Here is a 16,283-nt window from a genome sequence, read left to right as displayed (position 1 = left end):
GGGTCTCGTCGTCAGTCAGGTGAATGCAAAAAGCTCAAAGTACAGAAAAATCCAGCGCCGCATACTGCCCACGGGCAATACCGGCAAAGGTCAGCAGCGCCGGGAGCTGTTCGGCGAAGCCTTGGTAGCTGTGGTCGCCGCCGGCCTGGATGCGCAGGGCACAGGCTCGGTAATAGCCCTCGGCCTGGCGATAGTCCAGTGTTTCATCGGCGGTCTGCAACCACACTTGATAGCGGGCGGCGTCCGTGGGCGGTGGCACTTCGAGCTCGGCCAGGGCCTGCACATGGTCGTGGGTCAGCTCCCAGGCTTCGTCGGTATACAGGTTGCGCTGGGTGCCGAGATAACCATCGAACAGCCGGTGCGGGGCGACCGCCGGGTTGATCAGCAGGGCCTTGAGGCCGTGGCGCTCGGCCAAGTGGGTGGCATAGTAGCCGCCCAGCGAGCTGCCGACCAGCAAGGGCGCGCCGAGCTCGCCGATGGAGGCCTCCAGCTGGGCGATGGCCTGGCGCGGGTGGTGATGCAGGGCCGGGACGCGCAGTTGCTCAGCCAGGCCGAGCTGCTGCATGACCGCCTCGAGTTGGCGGGCCTTCTTCGACAGCGGCGAGCTGTTGAAGCCATGGATATAAAGGATGGAACCCGACATGCTGCCCCCGGACGCAAAGACGCGCAGTGTAGCCTGTTCGAAGGGCATTGGCGCAGTGTGGGGATTTTCGCAACACATTCTTCAATGAAGACTACATTCACCGTGGGAGCGGGCTTGCCCCGCGATTGCAGAGCCAAAGCCGCCATCGCAATCGCGGGGCAAGCCCGCTCCCACGCACCTGACCACTGACCCGATCAGTAACCTGGGCTGTTGAAGTCCAGCGTCACCACAAAATCCCGCGCCCGCTCCACCCCGGTCTCCAGCCGCCCGTCGGCATGCAGGCGCAACCAGCGATACCCCGGCTGCTCTTCACTCACCTGGAAGTCCTCGCTGCCCGGCGCGAACTGGATGCAGGTCGAGGGCGTGGCCAGCAAGCGCAGACCCTCGCGCAGCTGGTCGAATTCCTGGTGAACATGCCCCCAGAGCAGCGCTTTCACCTGTGGATAACGTTTCACGCGCATCAGCAGTTGGTCAGCATTGCGCAATCCGATAGGCGCCATCCACGCACAACCGATATCCACCGGCTGGTGGTGGCAGCACACCAGGCAATGCCGCTCACCGGCAGTGGCCAACGCCTGGTCCAGCGTGGCCAGCTGGTCTTCTGCCAGCAGCCCGAACGTGGCACCGACCACCGCCGAATCAAGCATCACGATGCGCCAGGCGCCGATATCGGTCACTGCCGTGATCAGCTCCGGCGCCACCTTGGCCATTACCTGGGCTTCGTCATGATTGCCCGGCAACCAGCGTGCCGGCGCACCGAACACGGCGGTCAGCCCGCGGAATGCTTCATAGGAGGCCACACTGGCATCCTGGGACAGATCCCCCGTGCACAGCAGCAGGTCTATGCGCGGCTGTTCACGGCGCACCTGCGCCACCACATGCTCAAGGCTGTCGCGGGTATTGAGCCCCAGCAGCGTCCCGACGGGATCGGCGAACAGATGGGCATCGGTCAGTTGCACCACATGAACGGGTGGCTCTGCGAAAAGTGCGTGCGGCAACGGCCGTCTCCTCGAACGGATTCAGCACGGATTATGGCGATGGATCGCTGTGGAGCAAATACTCGAAGCCGACGGGCGTCACATTTCAGCGCACGGTCGCCAGTTCGTGGCCACAGGCCAGGCAGTGGCTGAGCCATTCGCCGAGGAACAGGTTGAGCTGGGCCTTCTCGTCAGGCTGGTGCATCGCCCTGTTGGGGTACGGGTAGATGCTGTGCAGGCGGCGGGTATGCTCGGCGCTGACCACTTCGGCCATGCGCGCGTCGTGATACACCTGCACCTCAAGCTCGGGCACCGGCAACCACGGCAGGCTGTGCTCCTGGCGCACCCGCAGGGTGGTGGTATAAGGGCAGGCCAACAGCACTTCGAGCACCAGCACGCCGAGCATCTGGTCACCCTGGGTCATGCCGATGCGCCGCGAGCTTTGCGTGGTGCGCATCTCCGGCAGCAGGCGCATCAGGCGGGCGTAGTTGGCCTCACAGGCCGTCTGCAGCCCGACCAGGTCGACTCGATAGCGCTCGCGCAGCAGGTTCACTTCCACATACCTCGTACTTCATCACGGTTCAGTGCCAGCCATTGCAGGCCGATGATCGTGGCAGCGTTGTGAATCCTGCCATCGCGCACCGCTTGCAACGCATCCTCGAATGCCCAGACGCGCACCCGGATATCCTCGCTCTCTTCTTCAAGGCCATGCAGGCCGCCCGCACCTTCGCTACTGCAACGCCCAAGGTAGAGATGGACAAATTCGTCGCTGCCGCCGGGTGACGGGAAGTACTTGGTGATCGGCCAGAGCGCCTTGAACGTCAGGCCCGCTTCTTCTTCACCTTCGCGACGGGCAACTTCTTCAGGGTCTTCCCCAACTTTGTCGATCAGCCCAGCCACCATTTCGATGAGCCAAGGGTTGCCGACCTTGTCCAGGGCACCCACGCGAAACTGCTCGATCAATACCACTTCGTCGCGCTGCGGATCGTAGGGCAGCACACAGACGGCGTCGTGCCGCACGAACAGCTCGCGGGTGAATTCACGGCTCATGCCGCCAGCGAACAGCTCGTGACGCAGGTGCAGCTTGTCCAGTTTGTAGAAACCCTTGAACAACTGCTCGCGCCGGGCAATCTCGACCTTCTGGGGCACCGAATTCAACGTATCCGTCATGCAAACTCCTCATTACCTCGTTTACCGCATCGCGCAATCCTACTCTGCGCGCCGCCCGGTTTCATCCCTTTGTGGCGACCGTTCGGGCACTCGGGACAGGCGCTACGCTCTCTGTTAGCTTAGTGGCGAACTGAAGGCCGCGCAGGCGGTCCAAGGCCGATCATCACCGTTGTGCAAGGATCATCATGACGCTAGTCAAACTGACTTCCGTGGCCGTGCTGGCAGTCGCCCTCAGCGCCTGCCAGAGCCTGTTCACGCCCAACTACCGGGCACCGCTCGAGGTCAAGCGCGATGCCTGGGAGCATGTAAAACCCGGCTGCAGCGAGAGCGACTGCCCGCTGGTGAACATCGACACCGTGCACTTCCCGGCGCTGCCCAAGCTCGACGCCATCGTCGAAAAACGCCTGCTGCAACTGACCGAGGACAACCAGCGCGGCACCCCGCCAGCCTCGCTGCAGGCCTATGAGCAGCAGTACCTGGCCCGCGCCGACAAGCGCAACAGCAGCTACCTGCAAGCCAAGGTACGCGAGCAGCATGACGGGCTGGTGATCATCGAGCTGTCCAGCTACCTCGACAGCGGCGGCGCCCACGGCATGCCCGGGCGCGGCTTCATCAACTACTCGCGCAAGCTGGACAAGGTACTGACCCTGGACGACATGCTGGTGCCCGGCCAGAAAGAGACCTTCTGGAAGACCGTCGAGGAGTCCCACCGCGCCTGGCAGATCAGCACCGGCGTGGACAAGGACCCCGAGTTCGTCAAGACCTGGCCGTTCAAGCCGTCGCCGCACATCGCCCTGACCTACGGCGCGGTGATCGTGAAGTACGAGGTCTATGCCATCGCGCCCTACTCCATGGGCCACGTCGAGCTGAAGATCCCCTACCCACGCCTCAATGGCGTGATCAGGCCCGAGCTGTTTCCCGGCCGCGGCTGATCGATAGCACCCCATGCAGTACCCCTGCCAGCAGCAGTGCCGGCAGGGTCGCCCCCAGCTCCGGTGCCTGGTTCGCCATCAGGTGATAAGCCGCCACCCCCACCGCCCAGGCCAGCAGCGCCTGCCAGTGCAGCCCTTCGACCAGCGCCGGCATGCGCCGACGACGAACCACGAAGTGGTCCACCAGCACCACGCCGAACAGCGGCGCGAACACCGAGCCGATCAACAGCAGGAAGTTCTGGTACTGGGCCAAGGGCGCCAGCAGTGCGATCAGGGTGCACAGCACACCGATGGCCAGCGCCAGGTGCTCGACCTTCATTTTCACCAGCAGGCCGGTCGAAACCGCTGCCGAGTGAATGTCGGCAAAGGCGTTCTCCGACTCGTCGAGCAGAATCAGCAGCAGCGGAATGCCCAGCCCGGCGCCAGCCAGGGCCAGCAGCAGTGCATTCACCTCGCCACTCGGGGCGAAGGCCAGGGTGTAGGCCACGCCCAGGCTCATCAGCCAGGCATTGCCAATGAAGAAGCCCAGCGCGGTACCGCCAAACACCCGGCTGGCGCGCTTGCCGAAACGCGAATAGTCGGCGATCAACGGCAGCCACGACAGCGGCATGGCGATGACGATATCGAAGCCCAGCGCCAGCGACAGCGAGCCATCGCCTGGGCGCCGCCACAGTTCGGCCAGGTCCGCCTTGGCGAACAGGTTCCAGGTCAACCACAGGCAAGCGCCGAGCAGCAGCCAGATCCCCCACTTGCGCAGCACCTTGCGCACGAACGCCAAGGGCCCGCTGACCGCCAGCAAGGTGGCCAGGGCACCGAAGCACAAGGTCCACAGCAGCGGGCTGTTCCAGCCACTGTCCTCGCCGAAGGTGCGCGCGCCCAGCAGGCTCGCGGCATCGCGCATGACGATGATCTCGAACGAGCCCCAGCCCACCAGCTGCAGTAGGTTGAGCAGCGCCGGCAGGCGCGCGCCGTGGCGGCCCAGCGACAGGCGCAGGGTGGCCATGGCCGACAGGCCGGTGTCGCTGCCGATCACCCCGGCGGCCGCCAGCAGCAGCACGCCTACTGCCGTGCCCAGGGTGATCGCCAGGATCGACCCGGCCAGGCCCAGGCCCGTGGCCAGCAGCCCGCCGACCTGCAGGACCATCAGGCCGATGCCGAGGGAGAACCACAGCGAGAACAGGTCGCGGGCGCCGAATTGGCGGTGATGGGAAGGGACCGGGTGGTCGGGGGAGAAGTGGCTGGGTGTTGTCATGATTGTTCGCCGGATGACTGGACTAAGTTGGCAAACGTGGGAGCGGGCTTGCCCCGCGATGGCGTCGGCAGACCCGACATCGCCATCGCGGGGCAAGCCCGCTCCCACGTTGCGTTACAGCTGACGCGTCAGACTTTCTGGTACAGCTGGCTGCCTTCCTGGCGGAACCGCTCGGCCTGCTCGCGCATGCCCTGCTCGGCCGTCACATCGACGGTGTCGATCTTCGCGGCATACTCACGCACTTCCTGGGTGATCTTCATCGAGCAGAACTTCGGCCCGCACATCGAGCAGAAGTGCGCGACCTTGGCCGACTCCTTGGGCAGCGTCTCGTCGTGGAACGAGCGCGCGGTGTCCGGGTCCAGGCCGAGGTTGAACTGGTCTTCCCAGCGGAACTCGAAGCGTGCCTTGGACAGCGCGTTGTCGCGGATCTGCGCGCCCGGGTGGCCCTTGGCAAGGTCGGCGGCATGGGCGGCGATCTTGTAGGTGATGATGCCGGTCTTGACGTCATCCTTGTTCGGCAGGCCCAGGTGCTCCTTGGGCGTGACGTAGCAAAGCATGGCGCAACCGAACCAGCCGATCATCGCCGCACCTATCCCTGAGGTGATGTGGTCGTAACCCGGGGCGATGTCGGTGGTCAGCGGGCCTAGGGTGTAGAACGGCGCCTCGTCGCAGCACTCCAGCTGCTTGTCCATGTTCTCCTTGATCAGCTGCATCGGCACGTGGCCCGGGCCTTCGATCATGCACTGCACATCGTGCTTCCAGGCGATCTTGGTCAGCTCGCCGAGGGTTTCCAGTTCACCGAACTGGGCGGCGTCGTTGGCGTCGGCGATCGAGCCCGGGCGCAGGCCGTCGCCCAGCGAGAAGCTGACGTCGTAGGCCTTCATGATTTCGCAGATCTCGTCGAAGTGCGTGTACAGGAAGTTCTCTTTGTGGTGCGCCAGGCACCACTTGGCCATGATCGAACCGCCGCGGCTGACGATGCCGGTGACCCGCTTGGCGGTCAGCGGCACGTAGCGCAGCAAGACGCCTGCGTGGATGGTGAAGTAGTCCACGCCCTGCTCGGCCTGTTCGATCAGAGTGTCGCGGAACAGCTCCCAGGTCAGGTCTTCGGCAACGCCATTGACCTTTTCCAGGGCCTGGTAGATCGGCACGGTGCCGATCGGTACCGGCGAGTTGCGGATGATCCACTCGCGGGTTTCGTGAATGTGCTTGCCGGTGGACAGGTCCATGACCGTGTCCGAACCCCAACGGATGCCCCAGGTCAGCTTGGCCACTTCTTCCTCGATCGAGGAACCCAGGGCGCTGTTGCCGATGTTGCCGTTGATCTTCACCAGGAAGTTGCGGCCGATGATCATCGGCTCGAGTTCGGTGTGGTTGATGTTGGCCGGAATGATCGCGCGGCCACGGGCGATTTCTTCGCGGACGAACTCGGGGGTGATCTCTTTCGGGATGTTGGCGCCGAAGCTGTGGCCGGCATGCTGCTGGTCCAGCAGGCCGGCGGCGCGGGCTTCCTGCAGTTTCATGTTCTCGCGGATGGCAACGTATTCCATCTCGGCGGTGATGATGCCCTGGCGGGCGTAGTGCATCTGCGATACGTTGGCGCCGGGCTTGGCGCGGCGCGGGTTGCGCACATGGGCAAAGCGCAGCTTGGCCAGCTCGGCATCGTTCAGGCGCTGCTGGCCGAAGTTGGAGCTCAGGCCTTCCAGGCGCTCGGTGTCGCCACGGGCGTCGATCCACGCCGAGCGCACGTCGCCCAGGCCCTTGCGCACGTCGATGACGACGTTGGGGTCGGTGTACGGGCCGGAAGTGTCATACACCAGCACCGGGGCGTTCTTTTCGCCGCCGAAGTCGGTGGGGGTATCGTGCAGGCTGATTTCACGCATGGGCACGCGGATGTCGGGGCGCGAACCCTCGACGTAGACCTTGCGCGAATTGGGCAGGGGTTGTACGGACTGTTGGTCGACTTGGGCCGACTCGCTCAGGCTGATAATTTTTTCTTGTTTGCTCATCACAGGCTCTCCAGACAGCTTCCTAGCGGGCGGAATGTCGGGGTGAACCTGAAAGGCGCGGACGCACCCGTGGTGACGAGTGCAGTGCCGGATATGGGGTGCCATGAGCTGCATGCAGCTGTGACGATCCCGGACCTGGCACAAGAGGCTCCCGGGATGTGAGAGCAATCTTGTTCCCTACGCAGGCGCTAACCTGATCAGGTTCAACGGGATCCGCAACTTTGCGATCTCAGCCTTTGCATCAAGGCACCCCGACAAGAACCTGCGCAGTCTAAGCTGGAGTGGTCGGCAAAGCCAAGCGGGTATTTGGGGGGCATGACAAAAGGCACAAACAGTGGATTGTTGATGCCTGCGCGTGGCACTACACTGGCGCACCGCTCGATACCCGACAGTACAGTAATTAAATCTTGATCAAGGATTGCCCTATGCTGCGCAAACTCTCACTGGCGATTGCCGTGTCTTGTGCGACCCACGGAGTGGCGTGGGCAGTGGATACGCCCACCACGGTCAAGACCGACCTGGTCAGCGTCTACCAGGAAGCGGTCGACAACAACGCCGACCTGGCCGCCGCCCGCGCCGACTACGGCGCCCGCCGCGAAGTGGTGCCACAGGCCCGCGCCGGCCTGCTGCCCAACCTGTCGGCCGGTGCCGAAATGATGAACACCCGGACCAAGCTCGACGACCCGTCGATCACCTCCAACCGCAGCGGCAATTCCTGGAGCGCCACCCTGGCGCAGCCGATCTTCCGCGCCGACCGCTGGTTCCAGCTGCAGGCCGCCGAGGCCGTCAACGAGCAGGCCGCGCTGGAACTGTCGGCCACCGAGCAGAACCTGATCCTGCAAACCGCCGAGAACTACTTCAGCGTGCTGCGCGCCCAGGACAACCTGGCCTCGACCAAGGCCGAGGAAGCCGCGTTCAAGCGCCAGCTGGACCAGTCCAACGAGCGTTTCGACGTCGGCCTCTCGGACAAGACCGACGTGCTGCAATCCCAGGCCAGCTACGACACCGCCCGGGCCAACCGGATCATCGCCGAGCGCCAGGTGCAGGACGCCTTCGAGGCCTTGATCACCCTGACCAACCGCCAGTACAGCTCGATCCAGGGCGTGGTCCACACCCTGCCGATCCAGGTGCCGATCCCCAACGACGCCAAGGCCTGGGTCGAGACCGCCGGGCGCCAGAACCTCAACCTGCTGGCCACCAACCACGCGGTCGATGCCGCCGAAGAGACCCTGCGCCAGCGCAAGGCCGGCCACGCGCCGACCCTCGATGCGGTGGCCAAGTACCAGAAGGGCGACAACGATAGCCTCGGCTTCACCAACCCTTCGCAGAACGGCATCCGTTACGGTGGCGACGTGGAGCAGACCAGCGTCGGCCTGCAGTTGAACATCCCGATCTACAGCGGCGGGCTGACCAGCTCGCAGGTGCGCGAGGCCTACCAGCGCCTGAGCCAGAGCGAGCAGCAGCGCGAGAGCCTGCGCCGCCAGGTGGTGGAGAACACCCGCAACCTGCACCGCGCGGTGAACACCGACGTGGAACAGGTGCAGGCGCGCAAGCAGTCGATCATCTCCAACCAGAGCGCGCTGGAAGCCACCGAGATCGGCTACCAGGTGGGTACCCGCAACATCGTCGACGTGCTGGATGCCCAGCGCCAGCTGTACACCTCGGTGCGCGACTACAACAACAGCCGCTATGACTACATCCTCGACAACCTGCGCCTGAAGCAGGCGGCGGGGACCTTGAGCCCGCAGGACCTGCAGGACCTGGGGCGCTACCTGAAGGCCGACTACAACCCGGACAAGGACTTCCTGCCACCGGACCTGGCGGCGGCGGCGGCGAAGAATTTCGAACGCAGGCCTTGATATCGGCGCTGGCCTCTTCGCGGGTAAACCCGCTCCCACAGGTACATCACATGGCTCAAGGCCGGTGGCGTACCTGTGGGAGCGGGTTTACCCGCGAAGAGGCCAGTGAGCATGTCAGCGAATGAACTGCCCCAACCCATCCAGCAACCGCTGCAACGCCCCCTGATTAGCCTGCATCACCGCCCTGCCCGCCTCGCCCATGCGCCGGGCATCCTGCGGCAGCTCGACCAGGCGGCGCACCGCGCCGGCCAGCCCCTCGGCATCGTCCACCTGCTGCAACGCCCCCGCATCACGCAGCATCGCGCTGATCTCGAGGAAGTTGAACACATGCGGCCCCATCAGCACCGGCAACGCCAGCGCTGCGGGCTCCAGCGGGTTGTGCCCGCCGGTGGCCACCAGGCTGCCACCGACAAAGGCGATGTCGGCCAGGGCATAGAGGAACAGCAACTCGCCCATGGTGTCGCCCAGCAGCACCTGGGTCTGGGCCTGAACCGCCTCCCCCGTGGAACGGCGCACCGTGGCGAATCCGGCGCTGCAAAGTGCATGCACCGCATTGAAGCGCTCGGGGTGGCGCGGCACCAGGATCAGCAGCGCATCGCCGTGCACCTGGAGCAGTTGCCGGTGCGCGTCGAGGATCAACGCATCCTCGCCGTCATGGGTGCTGGCGGCGATCCACACCGGGCGCTGCGCCGCGCCCCATTGCTCGCGCAACGCCTGGGCGCGGGGCAGCAGCTGCTCATCGACTTTCAGGTCGAACTTGATCGACCCCGTCACCTGCACGCATTCGCTGCGCGCACCAAGGCTGCGAAAGCGCTCGGCCTCGGTCTCGGTCTGCACGGCGATCAGGCTCATTTCCTCGAGCATTGGCCGAGTCAGGCCGGCAAAGCGGGCATAACCACGCGCCGACCGCTCGGACAACCGCGCATTGGCCAACGCCACCGGGATGCCGCGCTTGGCACACTGGTGGATATGGTTCGGCCACAGCTCGGTTTCCATGATGATGCCCAGTTTCGGCCGCACATGGTCGAGGAAGCGCCCGGCCGCCCAGGGCAGGTCATAGGGCAGGTAGCAGTGCTGCACCCGCGGCTCGCCGTCGAACATGGCGCGGATGCGCTCCGACCCGGTCGGGGTCATGCAGGTCAGGGTGATCGGCAGGTCCGGGTACTGCTTGAGCAGCGCGCGAACCAAGGGCGCGGCAGCGATGCTCTCGCCCACCGACACCGCATGCACCCAGATCCCGCCCTGTTTCAGCGGCGGCAGCTTGCAGGCGAAGCGCTCATTGATACGTGCACGGTACGCCGGCGCCTTGCGCCCACGCAGGAACAGGCGCAGCGCGACCAGCGGCAGGCCCAGGTGAAACAGCAGGGAGTAGAGGGTTCTGTTCATGGCGGCGGAGTTTACCCGATCGCACGCAGGTGCACGGCAAAACGCTCGGCCAACCATTGCGCCGCCGGCCCCAGCGGCTCGTCACGGCGCCAGGCCAGCTCGGCCACCAGCGCGGGCGGGCGCCACTCGCTGTCCAGCTCGACCATCTGTGCCTGGTAGGTGGGGTACTGCACCACGTGGCGCGGCAACCAGGCCCAGCCCAGGCCGCGCATCAGCAGCTCGGCCATGGCGTAGAAGCTGTCGGCACGCCAGACCTGCGGGCTGATCGCCTCGCCGCCCGGATAACCGCTCTGCTGTGGGGTGATCAACAACTGGCGATGACGCGCCAGCTGCTGACGGCTGACCTTGCCCTGCCCTGCCAAGGGGTGGCCGATGGCGCACACGGTGACCATCTCGACGCTGCCCAGGGCGCGCCGCTCCAGCGAGGAGGGAATGCTTTCGTGGTGGAAGAACAGGCCCAGGTCGGCACGTCGCTCCACCAGCTTGCGCGCCACATCGCCCTGGGCACCGCTGGCCAGCTGCACTTCCAGGTAGGGGTAGTGCGCGGCCAGTTCGTCGAGGCTGTCGATCACCGGCTGATAGGGCATGGCCTCATCCTGGGCTACCCGCAGCAAGGCTTCCTGGCCGCGCATCAGGGCCAGCGCCCGGCCGTCCAGGCGTTCGCACTGGCGCAGCAGTTCGCGGGCGTCTTCCAGCAGTGCCGCGCCGCTTTCGGTCAGCCGCGGCTGGCGGCCACTGCTGCGCTCGAACAGGGTCACGCCCAGGTCGGTCTCAAGCAGGGCGATGGCGGTGCTCACCGCTGACTGCGCCTTGCGCTGCTCCCGCGCCACGGCGGAGAACGACCGCAGTTCAGCGGTGCGCACGAACAGGCGCAGTTGCTCCAGGTTCCAGTGTTCGGTCATGGCCAACCTATCTCCATTAAAGATAGGTAATGACTTTACCCCATCCCAGCATCCCCTAGAATGCCCGACCAGCAACGGAGGAACCGAACCATGAACGCCTATACCTATCTCGCCATCGCCATCTGCGCCGAAGTCATCGCCACTGCTTCCATGAAAGCGGTCAAGGGCTTGAGCACGCCGTTGCCGCTGCTGCTGATGATCTGTGGCTATGGCGTGGCGTTCTGGATGCTCACCCTGGTGGTGCGCAGCATCCCGGTGGGCATCGCCTATGCAATCTGGTCGGGGCTGGGCATCGTGCTGATCAGCGTCGCAGCGCTGGTGATCTATGGGCAGAAGCTGGATGTGCCGGCTATGTTGGGGATGGCCATGATTGTCGGCGGGGTGGTGGTGATCCAGGTGTTCTCGAACACTGCCGGGCACTGAGACCGGTCGCATTTTTTGCGTGGGAGCGGGCTTGCCCCGCGATGACGATAGCGGGATGCCTACCTGATCGCGGGGCAAGCCCGCYCCCACGACCAGCGCCCTTGCACAGCCTGTATACTGCGCACCTTGTCCCAGCTTTAGAGGTGCCCGCATGCCATCCGCCATTTCCACCGACGTGCTGATCGTCGGTGCCGGGGTCGCCGGCCTCTGGCTCAATGCCCGCCTGCGCAAGCAGGGTTATTCGACCGTGCTGGTGGAGCGCGCCAGCCTGGGCGGCGAGCAGACCATCAAGTCGCAAGGCATCATCCACGGCGGCACCAAGTACGCCCTGCATGGCGCCCTGACCGGCGCCTCCGAGGCCATCGCCGACATGCCGCGGCGCTGGCGCGAAGCCCTCGCCGGCACGGGCGAGCTGGACCTGACCGGCACCCGCCTGTTGTCCGATGCCCACTACCTCTGGTCCCCCGGCACCCTGGCCGGCAACCTCACCAGCTTCTTCGCCAGCAAGGCCGTGCGTGGCCGGGTCGACCAGGTCAAGGGCGAGCAACTGCCGCCGGCCCTGCAGGACCGCGCCTTCAAGGGCAAGGTGTACCGCCTGGCCGAACTGGTCATCGACGTACCCAGCCTGCTGGCCAACCTGGCGCAGCTGGCCGGTGACAGCCTGCTGGCCGGCGAGCGCATCGAACCGTTGCGCGAGGGCGACGAACTGGTCGGGTTGAACGTCGATGGCCGCGAGATCCGCGCCCAGCGCATCGTCCTCAGTGCCGGTGGCGGCACCGAGGACCTGCTGCACGCCCTCGGCCTGAACCAGCCGACCATGCAGCGCCGTCCCCTGCACATGGTCCTGGCCAAAGGGCCGAACCTCAAGCCGCTGTATGCCCACTGCCTGGGCGGCGGGCCCAAGCCGCGCATCACCGTCACCACCCACCCGGCGGCCGACGGCCAGTGGGTGTGGTACCTCGGTGGCGACCTTGCCGAAGCCGACGGCGTCGCCCGCGAACCGGCCGCGCAGATTGCTGCCGCGCAAAAAGAGGTTGCCGGCCTGTTGCCCTGGGTCGATCAGAGCCTGATCCGCTGGGCCACGCTGCGCATAGACCGTGCCGAACCTGGGCAATCAGGCCTGGTGCGCCCGGACAACGCCTTCCTCGCCGAGCAGCAGCGCCTGCTGGTGGGCTGGCCGACCAAGCTGGCCCTGGCGCCGGACCTGACCGACCGCGTGCTGGCCAGCCTCGAGCGCGACGGCATCCGCCCGGCCGCCCACCCCGACCTCACCGACCTGCCGCGCCCGCCACTGGGCGTACCGGCCTGGGAGCAACTGCTGCCATGAGCCTGCCAACCCTGCACGATCATCACCGCGCACTGGGCAGCACCGGCCTGCGTGTTTCGCCACTGGGCCTGGGCACGGTCAAGCTCGGCCGCGACCAGGGCGTGAAATACCCCAACGGCTTCACCATCCCCGATGACCAAGCCGCCCGCCTGCTGCTCGCCCAGGCCCGCGAATTGGGCATCAACCTGATCGACACCGCACCGGCCTATGGCCGCAGCGAGGAGCGCCTGGGCCCGCTGCTGCGTGGCCAGCGCGACCAATGGGTGATCGTCAGCAAGGTCGGTGAAGAATTCGACGACGGCCAATCACGCTTCGACTTCAGCGCCGCGCACACCCGCCGCTCGGTGGAGCGCAGCCTCAAGCGCCTGGAAACCGACCGCATCGAACTGGTGCTGGTGCACTCTGACGGCAACGACCTGGCGATCCTCGAGCACGAAGAGGTTTATGAAACCCTTGCCGCCCTCAAGCAGGAGGGCAAGATTCTCGGCTATGGTTTCTCAGGCAAAACCGTTGCCGGTGGCCTGAAAGCGTTGGAACAGGGCGATTGCGCCATGGTCACCTACAACCTCAACGAGCAGGCGGAGCGCCCGGTGCTGGACTACGCTGCCGAGCACGGCAAGGCCATCCTGGTGAAGAAAGCCCTGGCCAGCGGACATGTCTGCCTGGCACCCGGGGTCGACCCGGTGCAGGCCAGCTTCGAGCTGCTGTTTGCCCACCCGGGTGTGAACAGTGCCATCGTCGGCACCATCAACCCGCTGCACCTGGCCCACAACGTGGCCACCGTCGCCCGCATCCTGGCCCGGCCCTGAGCCGCCCGGGCGGGGGCCCAACGCAAGGAGGAGCCTCGTGCCGCGTACGCTGATCCGCAAGAACCCGAGCAACTTCAAGACGCTGCCGCTGCACGTCGAGGCCACCCCCGATGGCCTGACATACCAGAGCATCGGCATGCCGCTGAACTTCGCCCAGACCCTGCAGCGGCGCAAGGCCATCCAGGTCGCCGACTCCGAGCACTTCGTGGCCGAGCTGGCCAACCTCGGCGTGTCGGTGCGCCTCACGCTGAACTGGCAGGGCCGCGACTACTGGGTGCTGGTGCGCCAGCGCCGCCAGGACCGCGGCGATGTGGTACTCAAGCTGATTTCCGGCTATGTGCCCGCCCACGAGTTGAACCTGCCGCTACTCACCGCCATTCAGGAAGTGGCCGAGGAATGCCTGCTGGAAACACCCGAGGGCTGGCTGGGCGGGCGCTTCAACGATACCTGGCTGCCGGCGCCCTACGCCGCCGCCCTGCACTACCGCGAAGCACCACCCTTCGTGCTCTCGCCCGAATCCGGCGCCGCCCGCCCGGTGCACTGTGCCAAGCTGATGCTGCTGGAGCGGCCACGGGCCTACGTGCACCTGCCGACGGCCTCGCTGCAGTTGATCTATGACCTGCGCCTGCAGGTGCCCAGGGAAGCCAAGCCGTTGAGCCTGTTCCACGTCGATGAACGGCTGGAGGGTGACCAATTGGTGGCGCGGCTGAACCGCAAGCGCCCGGACCTGTACCTGATGCCTTTGAAGGATGGCCAGCCGCTGCCTGAGCTCTACACCCTGAAGAAGGACCAGCTGCTGCCAGCGAGTACGCGCGGGGTGTGGCTGGCAGAAAGCTTTGCGCGCCAGGAGGGTTGGGTGGTGCGCGATGAGCGGGTGCGCTGGCGGGATTGGCTGAAGCAGCAGGGGCTGGCCCAGAAGCGCAAGCCGGAAACGCACCTGCAGCGTTTCAGTGACAAGGCCCGCGAGTTGCTTGAGCGGGCGCGGGGCACTCTGCACAAATGATCGCGGGGCAAGTCGCACCGGCGCACCGCCGCTCCCACGAGCGTTAAAGACCGTGGGAGCGGGCTTGCCCCGCGATTGCTACAGCATCAGTGCTTGCGGATCTTCTCGACGATGGCGGTGGTCGAGCTGTTCTCGACCAGCCCCAACACCTTCACTGTACCGCCGTAGGCCTTGACGATATCGGCGCCGACCACCTGGTCAATGCCATAGTCGCCGCCCTTGACCAGCACATCCGGCTTCACCTGGCGCAGCAGGTTCTCCGGGGTGTCTTCAGGGAAGCTGATCACCCAGTCCACCGCACCCAGCCCGGCCAGCACGGCCATGCGCCGGTCGACGCTGTTGATCGGCCGGCCCGGGCCTTTCAAGCGGCTGACCGAGGCATCGTCGTTGATCGCGACAATCAGCCGGTCGCCTTGGGCGCGCGCTTGCTCCAGGTAGGTCACGTGGCCTGCATGCAGGATGTCGAAGCAGCCATTTGTGAAGACGATCTTCTCGTTGTGTGCACGTGCATCGTCGATCGCCAGCAGCAACTGCTCCAGGCCCAGCACGCCCCGCTCGGAACCTTCTTCGCGCTGGATGGCCCGGCGCAGTTCCGGGGCACTGATGGCCGCCGTACCGAGCTTGCCGACCACGATGCCAGCGGCCAGGTTGGCCAGGGCGACGGCGTGGGGCAGCTCTTCACCGGCAGCAATGGCGGCGGCCAGGGTAGAGATCACGGTATCGCCGGCACCGGTGACATCGAACACTTCACGGGCCCGAGCCGGCAGGTGCAAGGCCGGGTGGCCGGTGCGCAGCAGGGTCATGCCGTGCTCGCCACGGGTCACCAGCAGCGCACCCAGGTCGAGCTCGTCGAGCAGGGTGAGGCCCTTGGCGACCAGTTCGGCTTCGTCGGCACAACGGCCGACGATGGCCTCGAACTCGCTCAGGTTGGGCGTGATCAGGCTGGCGCCACGGTAGATGGAAAAATCCTTGCCCTTGGGGTCGGCCAGCACCGGAATGCCCTTGGCCCGGGCGGCCTGGATCAGCGCCTGGTGGTTCTTCAGCGCGCCCTTGCCGTAATCGGAGAGCACCAGCACCTTGATGCCTTCGAGCAGGCCATCGACCTCGGCGCCCAGCGACAGCGCGTCGGTGGCGAAGGGTTCTTCGAAATCGATGCGCAGCAGTTGCTGGTGACGGCTCATGACCCGCAGCTTGACGATGGTCGGCTGGTGGGCGATGCGCTGGAAGATCGAGCGCACACCGGCGGCCTGCAAGCTGTTGGCGAGGCTGTCGGCAGCCTCGTCCTGGCCGGTGACGCCGACCAGCGCGGCTGGCGCGCCCAAAGCGGCAATGTTCAACGCGACGTTGGCCGCACCGCCGGGGCGATCCTCGATCTGATCGACCTTGACCACCGGCACCGGCGCTTCAGGCGAAATACGTGAAGTACCGCCATGCCAGTAGCGGTCGAGCATGACATCGCCGACCACCAGTACCGGGGCTTGATCGAAACGCGGCATGGACAACTTCATGGGCAACCCATATGAAAAAGTGAACAGGGGCAGGATATTAGCACAGGGTCGAGGATGGCTTTACGGCCAGCTTCACTGTGGAC

15 protein-coding genes and 1 riboswitch are annotated in these 16,283 nt (G+C 65.6%); of the genes, 6 read left to right on the top strand and 9 right to left on the bottom strand.

Going from position 1 to position 16,283, the window contains the following annotated elements; genetic code table 11:
• Positions 1–34: 34 nt before the first annotated feature.
• From RTH46_RS06425 to RTH46_RS06410, 4 genes are all read right to left on the bottom strand, one after another.
• Positions 35–643: a YqiA/YcfP family alpha/beta fold hydrolase gene (locus tag RTH46_RS06425; protein ID WP_316905262.1), complete on the bottom strand. Its 609-nt coding sequence runs from the start codon at positions 641–643 to the stop codon at positions 35–37.
• Between the two features lie 194 nt (positions 644–837).
• Positions 838–1,641 (bottom strand): 3',5'-cyclic-AMP phosphodiesterase, encoded by an 804-nt coding sequence (gene cpdA / locus RTH46_RS06420; RefSeq protein ID WP_316905261.1) that lies wholly within the window; start codon positions 1,639–1,641, stop codon positions 838–840.
• Between the two features lie 85 nt (positions 1,642–1,726).
• Entirely contained in the window at positions 1,727–2,179 is a 453-nt protein-coding gene (locus RTH46_RS06415) for a DUF1249 domain-containing protein (protein ID WP_153786152.1), read from the bottom strand.
• Positions 2,170–2,790, bottom strand: coding sequence for an NUDIX domain-containing protein (locus RTH46_RS06410; RefSeq protein WP_316905260.1), 621 nt, complete (start codon positions 2,788–2,790; stop codon positions 2,170–2,172). Before RTH46_RS06410 ends, RTH46_RS06415 begins: the two co-directional genes overlap by 10 nt.
• Positions 2,791–2,975: 185 nt before the next feature.
• Here RTH46_RS06410 and RTH46_RS06405 point away from each other — a divergent pair, with 185 nt between their 5' ends.
• Positions 2,976–3,722, top strand: a complete 747-nt coding sequence (locus RTH46_RS06405; RefSeq protein WP_316905259.1) for an RsiV family protein — start codon at positions 2,976–2,978, stop codon at positions 3,720–3,722.
• Here the strand turns inward: RTH46_RS06405 and cytX are convergent.
• The gene (gene cytX / locus RTH46_RS06400) at positions 3,691–4,974 is read right to left on the bottom strand and encodes a putative hydroxymethylpyrimidine transporter CytX (protein ID WP_316905258.1); all 1,284 of its coding nucleotides are present in this window, start codon (positions 4,972–4,974) and stop codon (positions 3,691–3,693) included. The two genes, RTH46_RS06405 and cytX, sit on opposite strands and share 32 nt — an antisense overlap.
• 128 nt (positions 4,975–5,102) lie before the next feature.
• The gene (gene thiC / locus RTH46_RS06395; RefSeq protein WP_153786148.1) at positions 5,103–6,983 is read right to left on the bottom strand and encodes a phosphomethylpyrimidine synthase ThiC; all 1,881 of its coding nucleotides are present in this window, start codon (positions 6,981–6,983) and stop codon (positions 5,103–5,105) included.
• A gap of 157 nt (positions 6,984–7,140) precedes the next feature.
• Positions 7,141–7,247, bottom strand: a riboswitch (TPP riboswitch).
• 161 nt (positions 7,248–7,408) lie between these two features.
• On the opposite strand from thiC, the gene RTH46_RS06390 reads away from it, so the two are divergent.
• Positions 7,409–8,842 carry a TolC family outer membrane protein gene (locus tag RTH46_RS06390; RefSeq protein ID WP_153786147.1) on the top strand — a complete coding sequence of 478 codons (1,434 nt, stop codon included), beginning with the start codon at positions 7,409–7,411 and terminating at the stop codon, positions 8,840–8,842.
• A gap of 114 nt (positions 8,843–8,956) precedes the next feature.
• Here the strand turns inward: RTH46_RS06390 and waaA are convergent, their stop codons facing one another.
• Complete coding sequence (gene waaA / locus RTH46_RS06385) at positions 8,957–10,228, bottom strand: lipid IV(A) 3-deoxy-D-manno-octulosonic acid transferase (protein WP_316905257.1); 1,272 nt, start codon at positions 10,226–10,228, stop codon at positions 8,957–8,959.
• Between the two features lie 11 nt (positions 10,229–10,239).
• Complete coding sequence (locus RTH46_RS06380; protein ID WP_153786145.1) at positions 10,240–11,130, bottom strand: LysR family transcriptional regulator; 891 nt, start codon at positions 11,128–11,130, stop codon at positions 10,240–10,242.
• A 90-nt stretch (positions 11,131–11,220) separates the two neighbouring features.
• Between RTH46_RS06380 and RTH46_RS06375 the strand changes: the two genes are divergently transcribed.
• From RTH46_RS06375 to RTH46_RS06360, 4 genes are all read left to right on the top strand, one after another.
• The gene (locus tag RTH46_RS06375) at positions 11,221–11,553 is read left to right on the top strand and encodes a DMT family transporter (RefSeq protein WP_011535981.1); all 333 of its coding nucleotides are present in this window, start codon (positions 11,221–11,223) and stop codon (positions 11,551–11,553) included.
• A gap of 151 nt (positions 11,554–11,704) precedes the next feature.
• The gene (locus RTH46_RS06370) at positions 11,705–12,880 is read left to right on the top strand and encodes an NAD(P)/FAD-dependent oxidoreductase (protein ID WP_279846534.1); all 1,176 of its coding nucleotides are present in this window, start codon (positions 11,705–11,707) and stop codon (positions 12,878–12,880) included.
• Entirely contained in the window at positions 12,877–13,689 is an 813-nt protein-coding gene (locus tag RTH46_RS06365; RefSeq protein ID WP_316905256.1) for an aldo/keto reductase, read from the top strand. Before RTH46_RS06370 ends, RTH46_RS06365 begins: the two co-directional genes overlap by 4 nt.
• 37 nt (positions 13,690–13,726) lie before the next feature.
• A complete protein-coding gene (locus tag RTH46_RS06360; protein ID WP_316905255.1) occupies positions 13,727–14,692 on the top strand; it encodes a metal ABC transporter ATPase in 966 nt (321 codons plus the stop codon).
• 86 nt (positions 14,693–14,778) lie between these two features.
• Here RTH46_RS06360 and hldE read toward each other — a convergent pair whose 3' ends face one another.
• Positions 14,779–16,200, bottom strand: coding sequence for a bifunctional D-glycero-beta-D-manno-heptose-7-phosphate kinase/D-glycero-beta-D-manno-heptose 1-phosphate adenylyltransferase HldE (hldE, locus tag RTH46_RS06355; protein WP_110995812.1), 1,422 nt, complete (start codon positions 16,198–16,200; stop codon positions 14,779–14,781).
• Positions 16,201–16,283 lie beyond the last annotated feature (83 nt).

This window comes from Pseudomonas sp. zfem004 (assembly GCF_032621715.1).
Classification (GTDB): Bacteria; Pseudomonadota; Gammaproteobacteria; order Pseudomonadales; family Pseudomonadaceae; genus Aquipseudomonas; species Aquipseudomonas sichuanensis.
Note: the sequence above shows the minus strand (reverse complement) of the source record. Positions and strands in the feature narration are given on the sequence as shown.

What these genes read in the sequence shown, in the direction of transcription:
- cytX (WP_316905258.1), bottom strand. Translation starts at nt 4,974, where the DNA reads ATGACAACACCCAGCCACTTCTCCCCCGACCACCCGGTCCCTTCCCAT.
- thiC (WP_153786148.1), bottom strand. Translation starts at nt 6,983, where the DNA reads ATGAGCAAACAAGAAAAAATTATCAGCCTGAGCGAGTCGGCCCAAGTC.
- hldE (WP_110995812.1), bottom strand. Translation starts at nt 16,200, where the DNA reads ATGAAGTTGTCCATGCCGCGTTTCGATCAAGCCCCGGTACTGGTGGTC.
- RTH46_RS06405 (WP_316905259.1), top strand. Translation starts at nt 2,976, where the DNA reads ATGACGCTAGTCAAACTGACTTCCGTGGCCGTGCTGGCAGTCGCCCTC.
- RTH46_RS06410 (WP_316905260.1), bottom strand. Translation starts at nt 2,790, where the DNA reads ATGACGGATACGTTGAATTCGGTGCCCCAGAAGGTCGAGATTGCCCGG.
- RTH46_RS06380 (WP_153786145.1), bottom strand. Translation starts at nt 11,130, where the DNA reads ATGACCGAACACTGGAACCTGGAGCAACTGCGCCTGTTCGTGCGCACC.
- RTH46_RS06365 (WP_316905256.1), top strand. Translation starts at nt 12,877, where the DNA reads ATGAGCCTGCCAACCCTGCACGATCATCACCGCGCACTGGGCAGCACC.
- RTH46_RS06370 (WP_279846534.1), top strand. Translation starts at nt 11,705, where the DNA reads ATGCCATCCGCCATTTCCACCGACGTGCTGATCGTCGGTGCCGGGGTC.
- RTH46_RS06390 (WP_153786147.1), top strand. Translation starts at nt 7,409, where the DNA reads ATGCTGCGCAAACTCTCACTGGCGATTGCCGTGTCTTGTGCGACCCAC.
- RTH46_RS06425 (WP_316905262.1), bottom strand. Translation starts at nt 643, where the DNA reads ATGTCGGGTTCCATCCTTTATATCCATGGCTTCAACAGCTCGCCGCTG.
- RTH46_RS06375 (WP_011535981.1), top strand. Translation starts at nt 11,221, where the DNA reads ATGAACGCCTATACCTATCTCGCCATCGCCATCTGCGCCGAAGTCATC.
- waaA (WP_316905257.1), bottom strand. Translation starts at nt 10,228, where the DNA reads ATGAACAGAACCCTCTACTCCCTGCTGTTTCACCTGGGCCTGCCGCTG.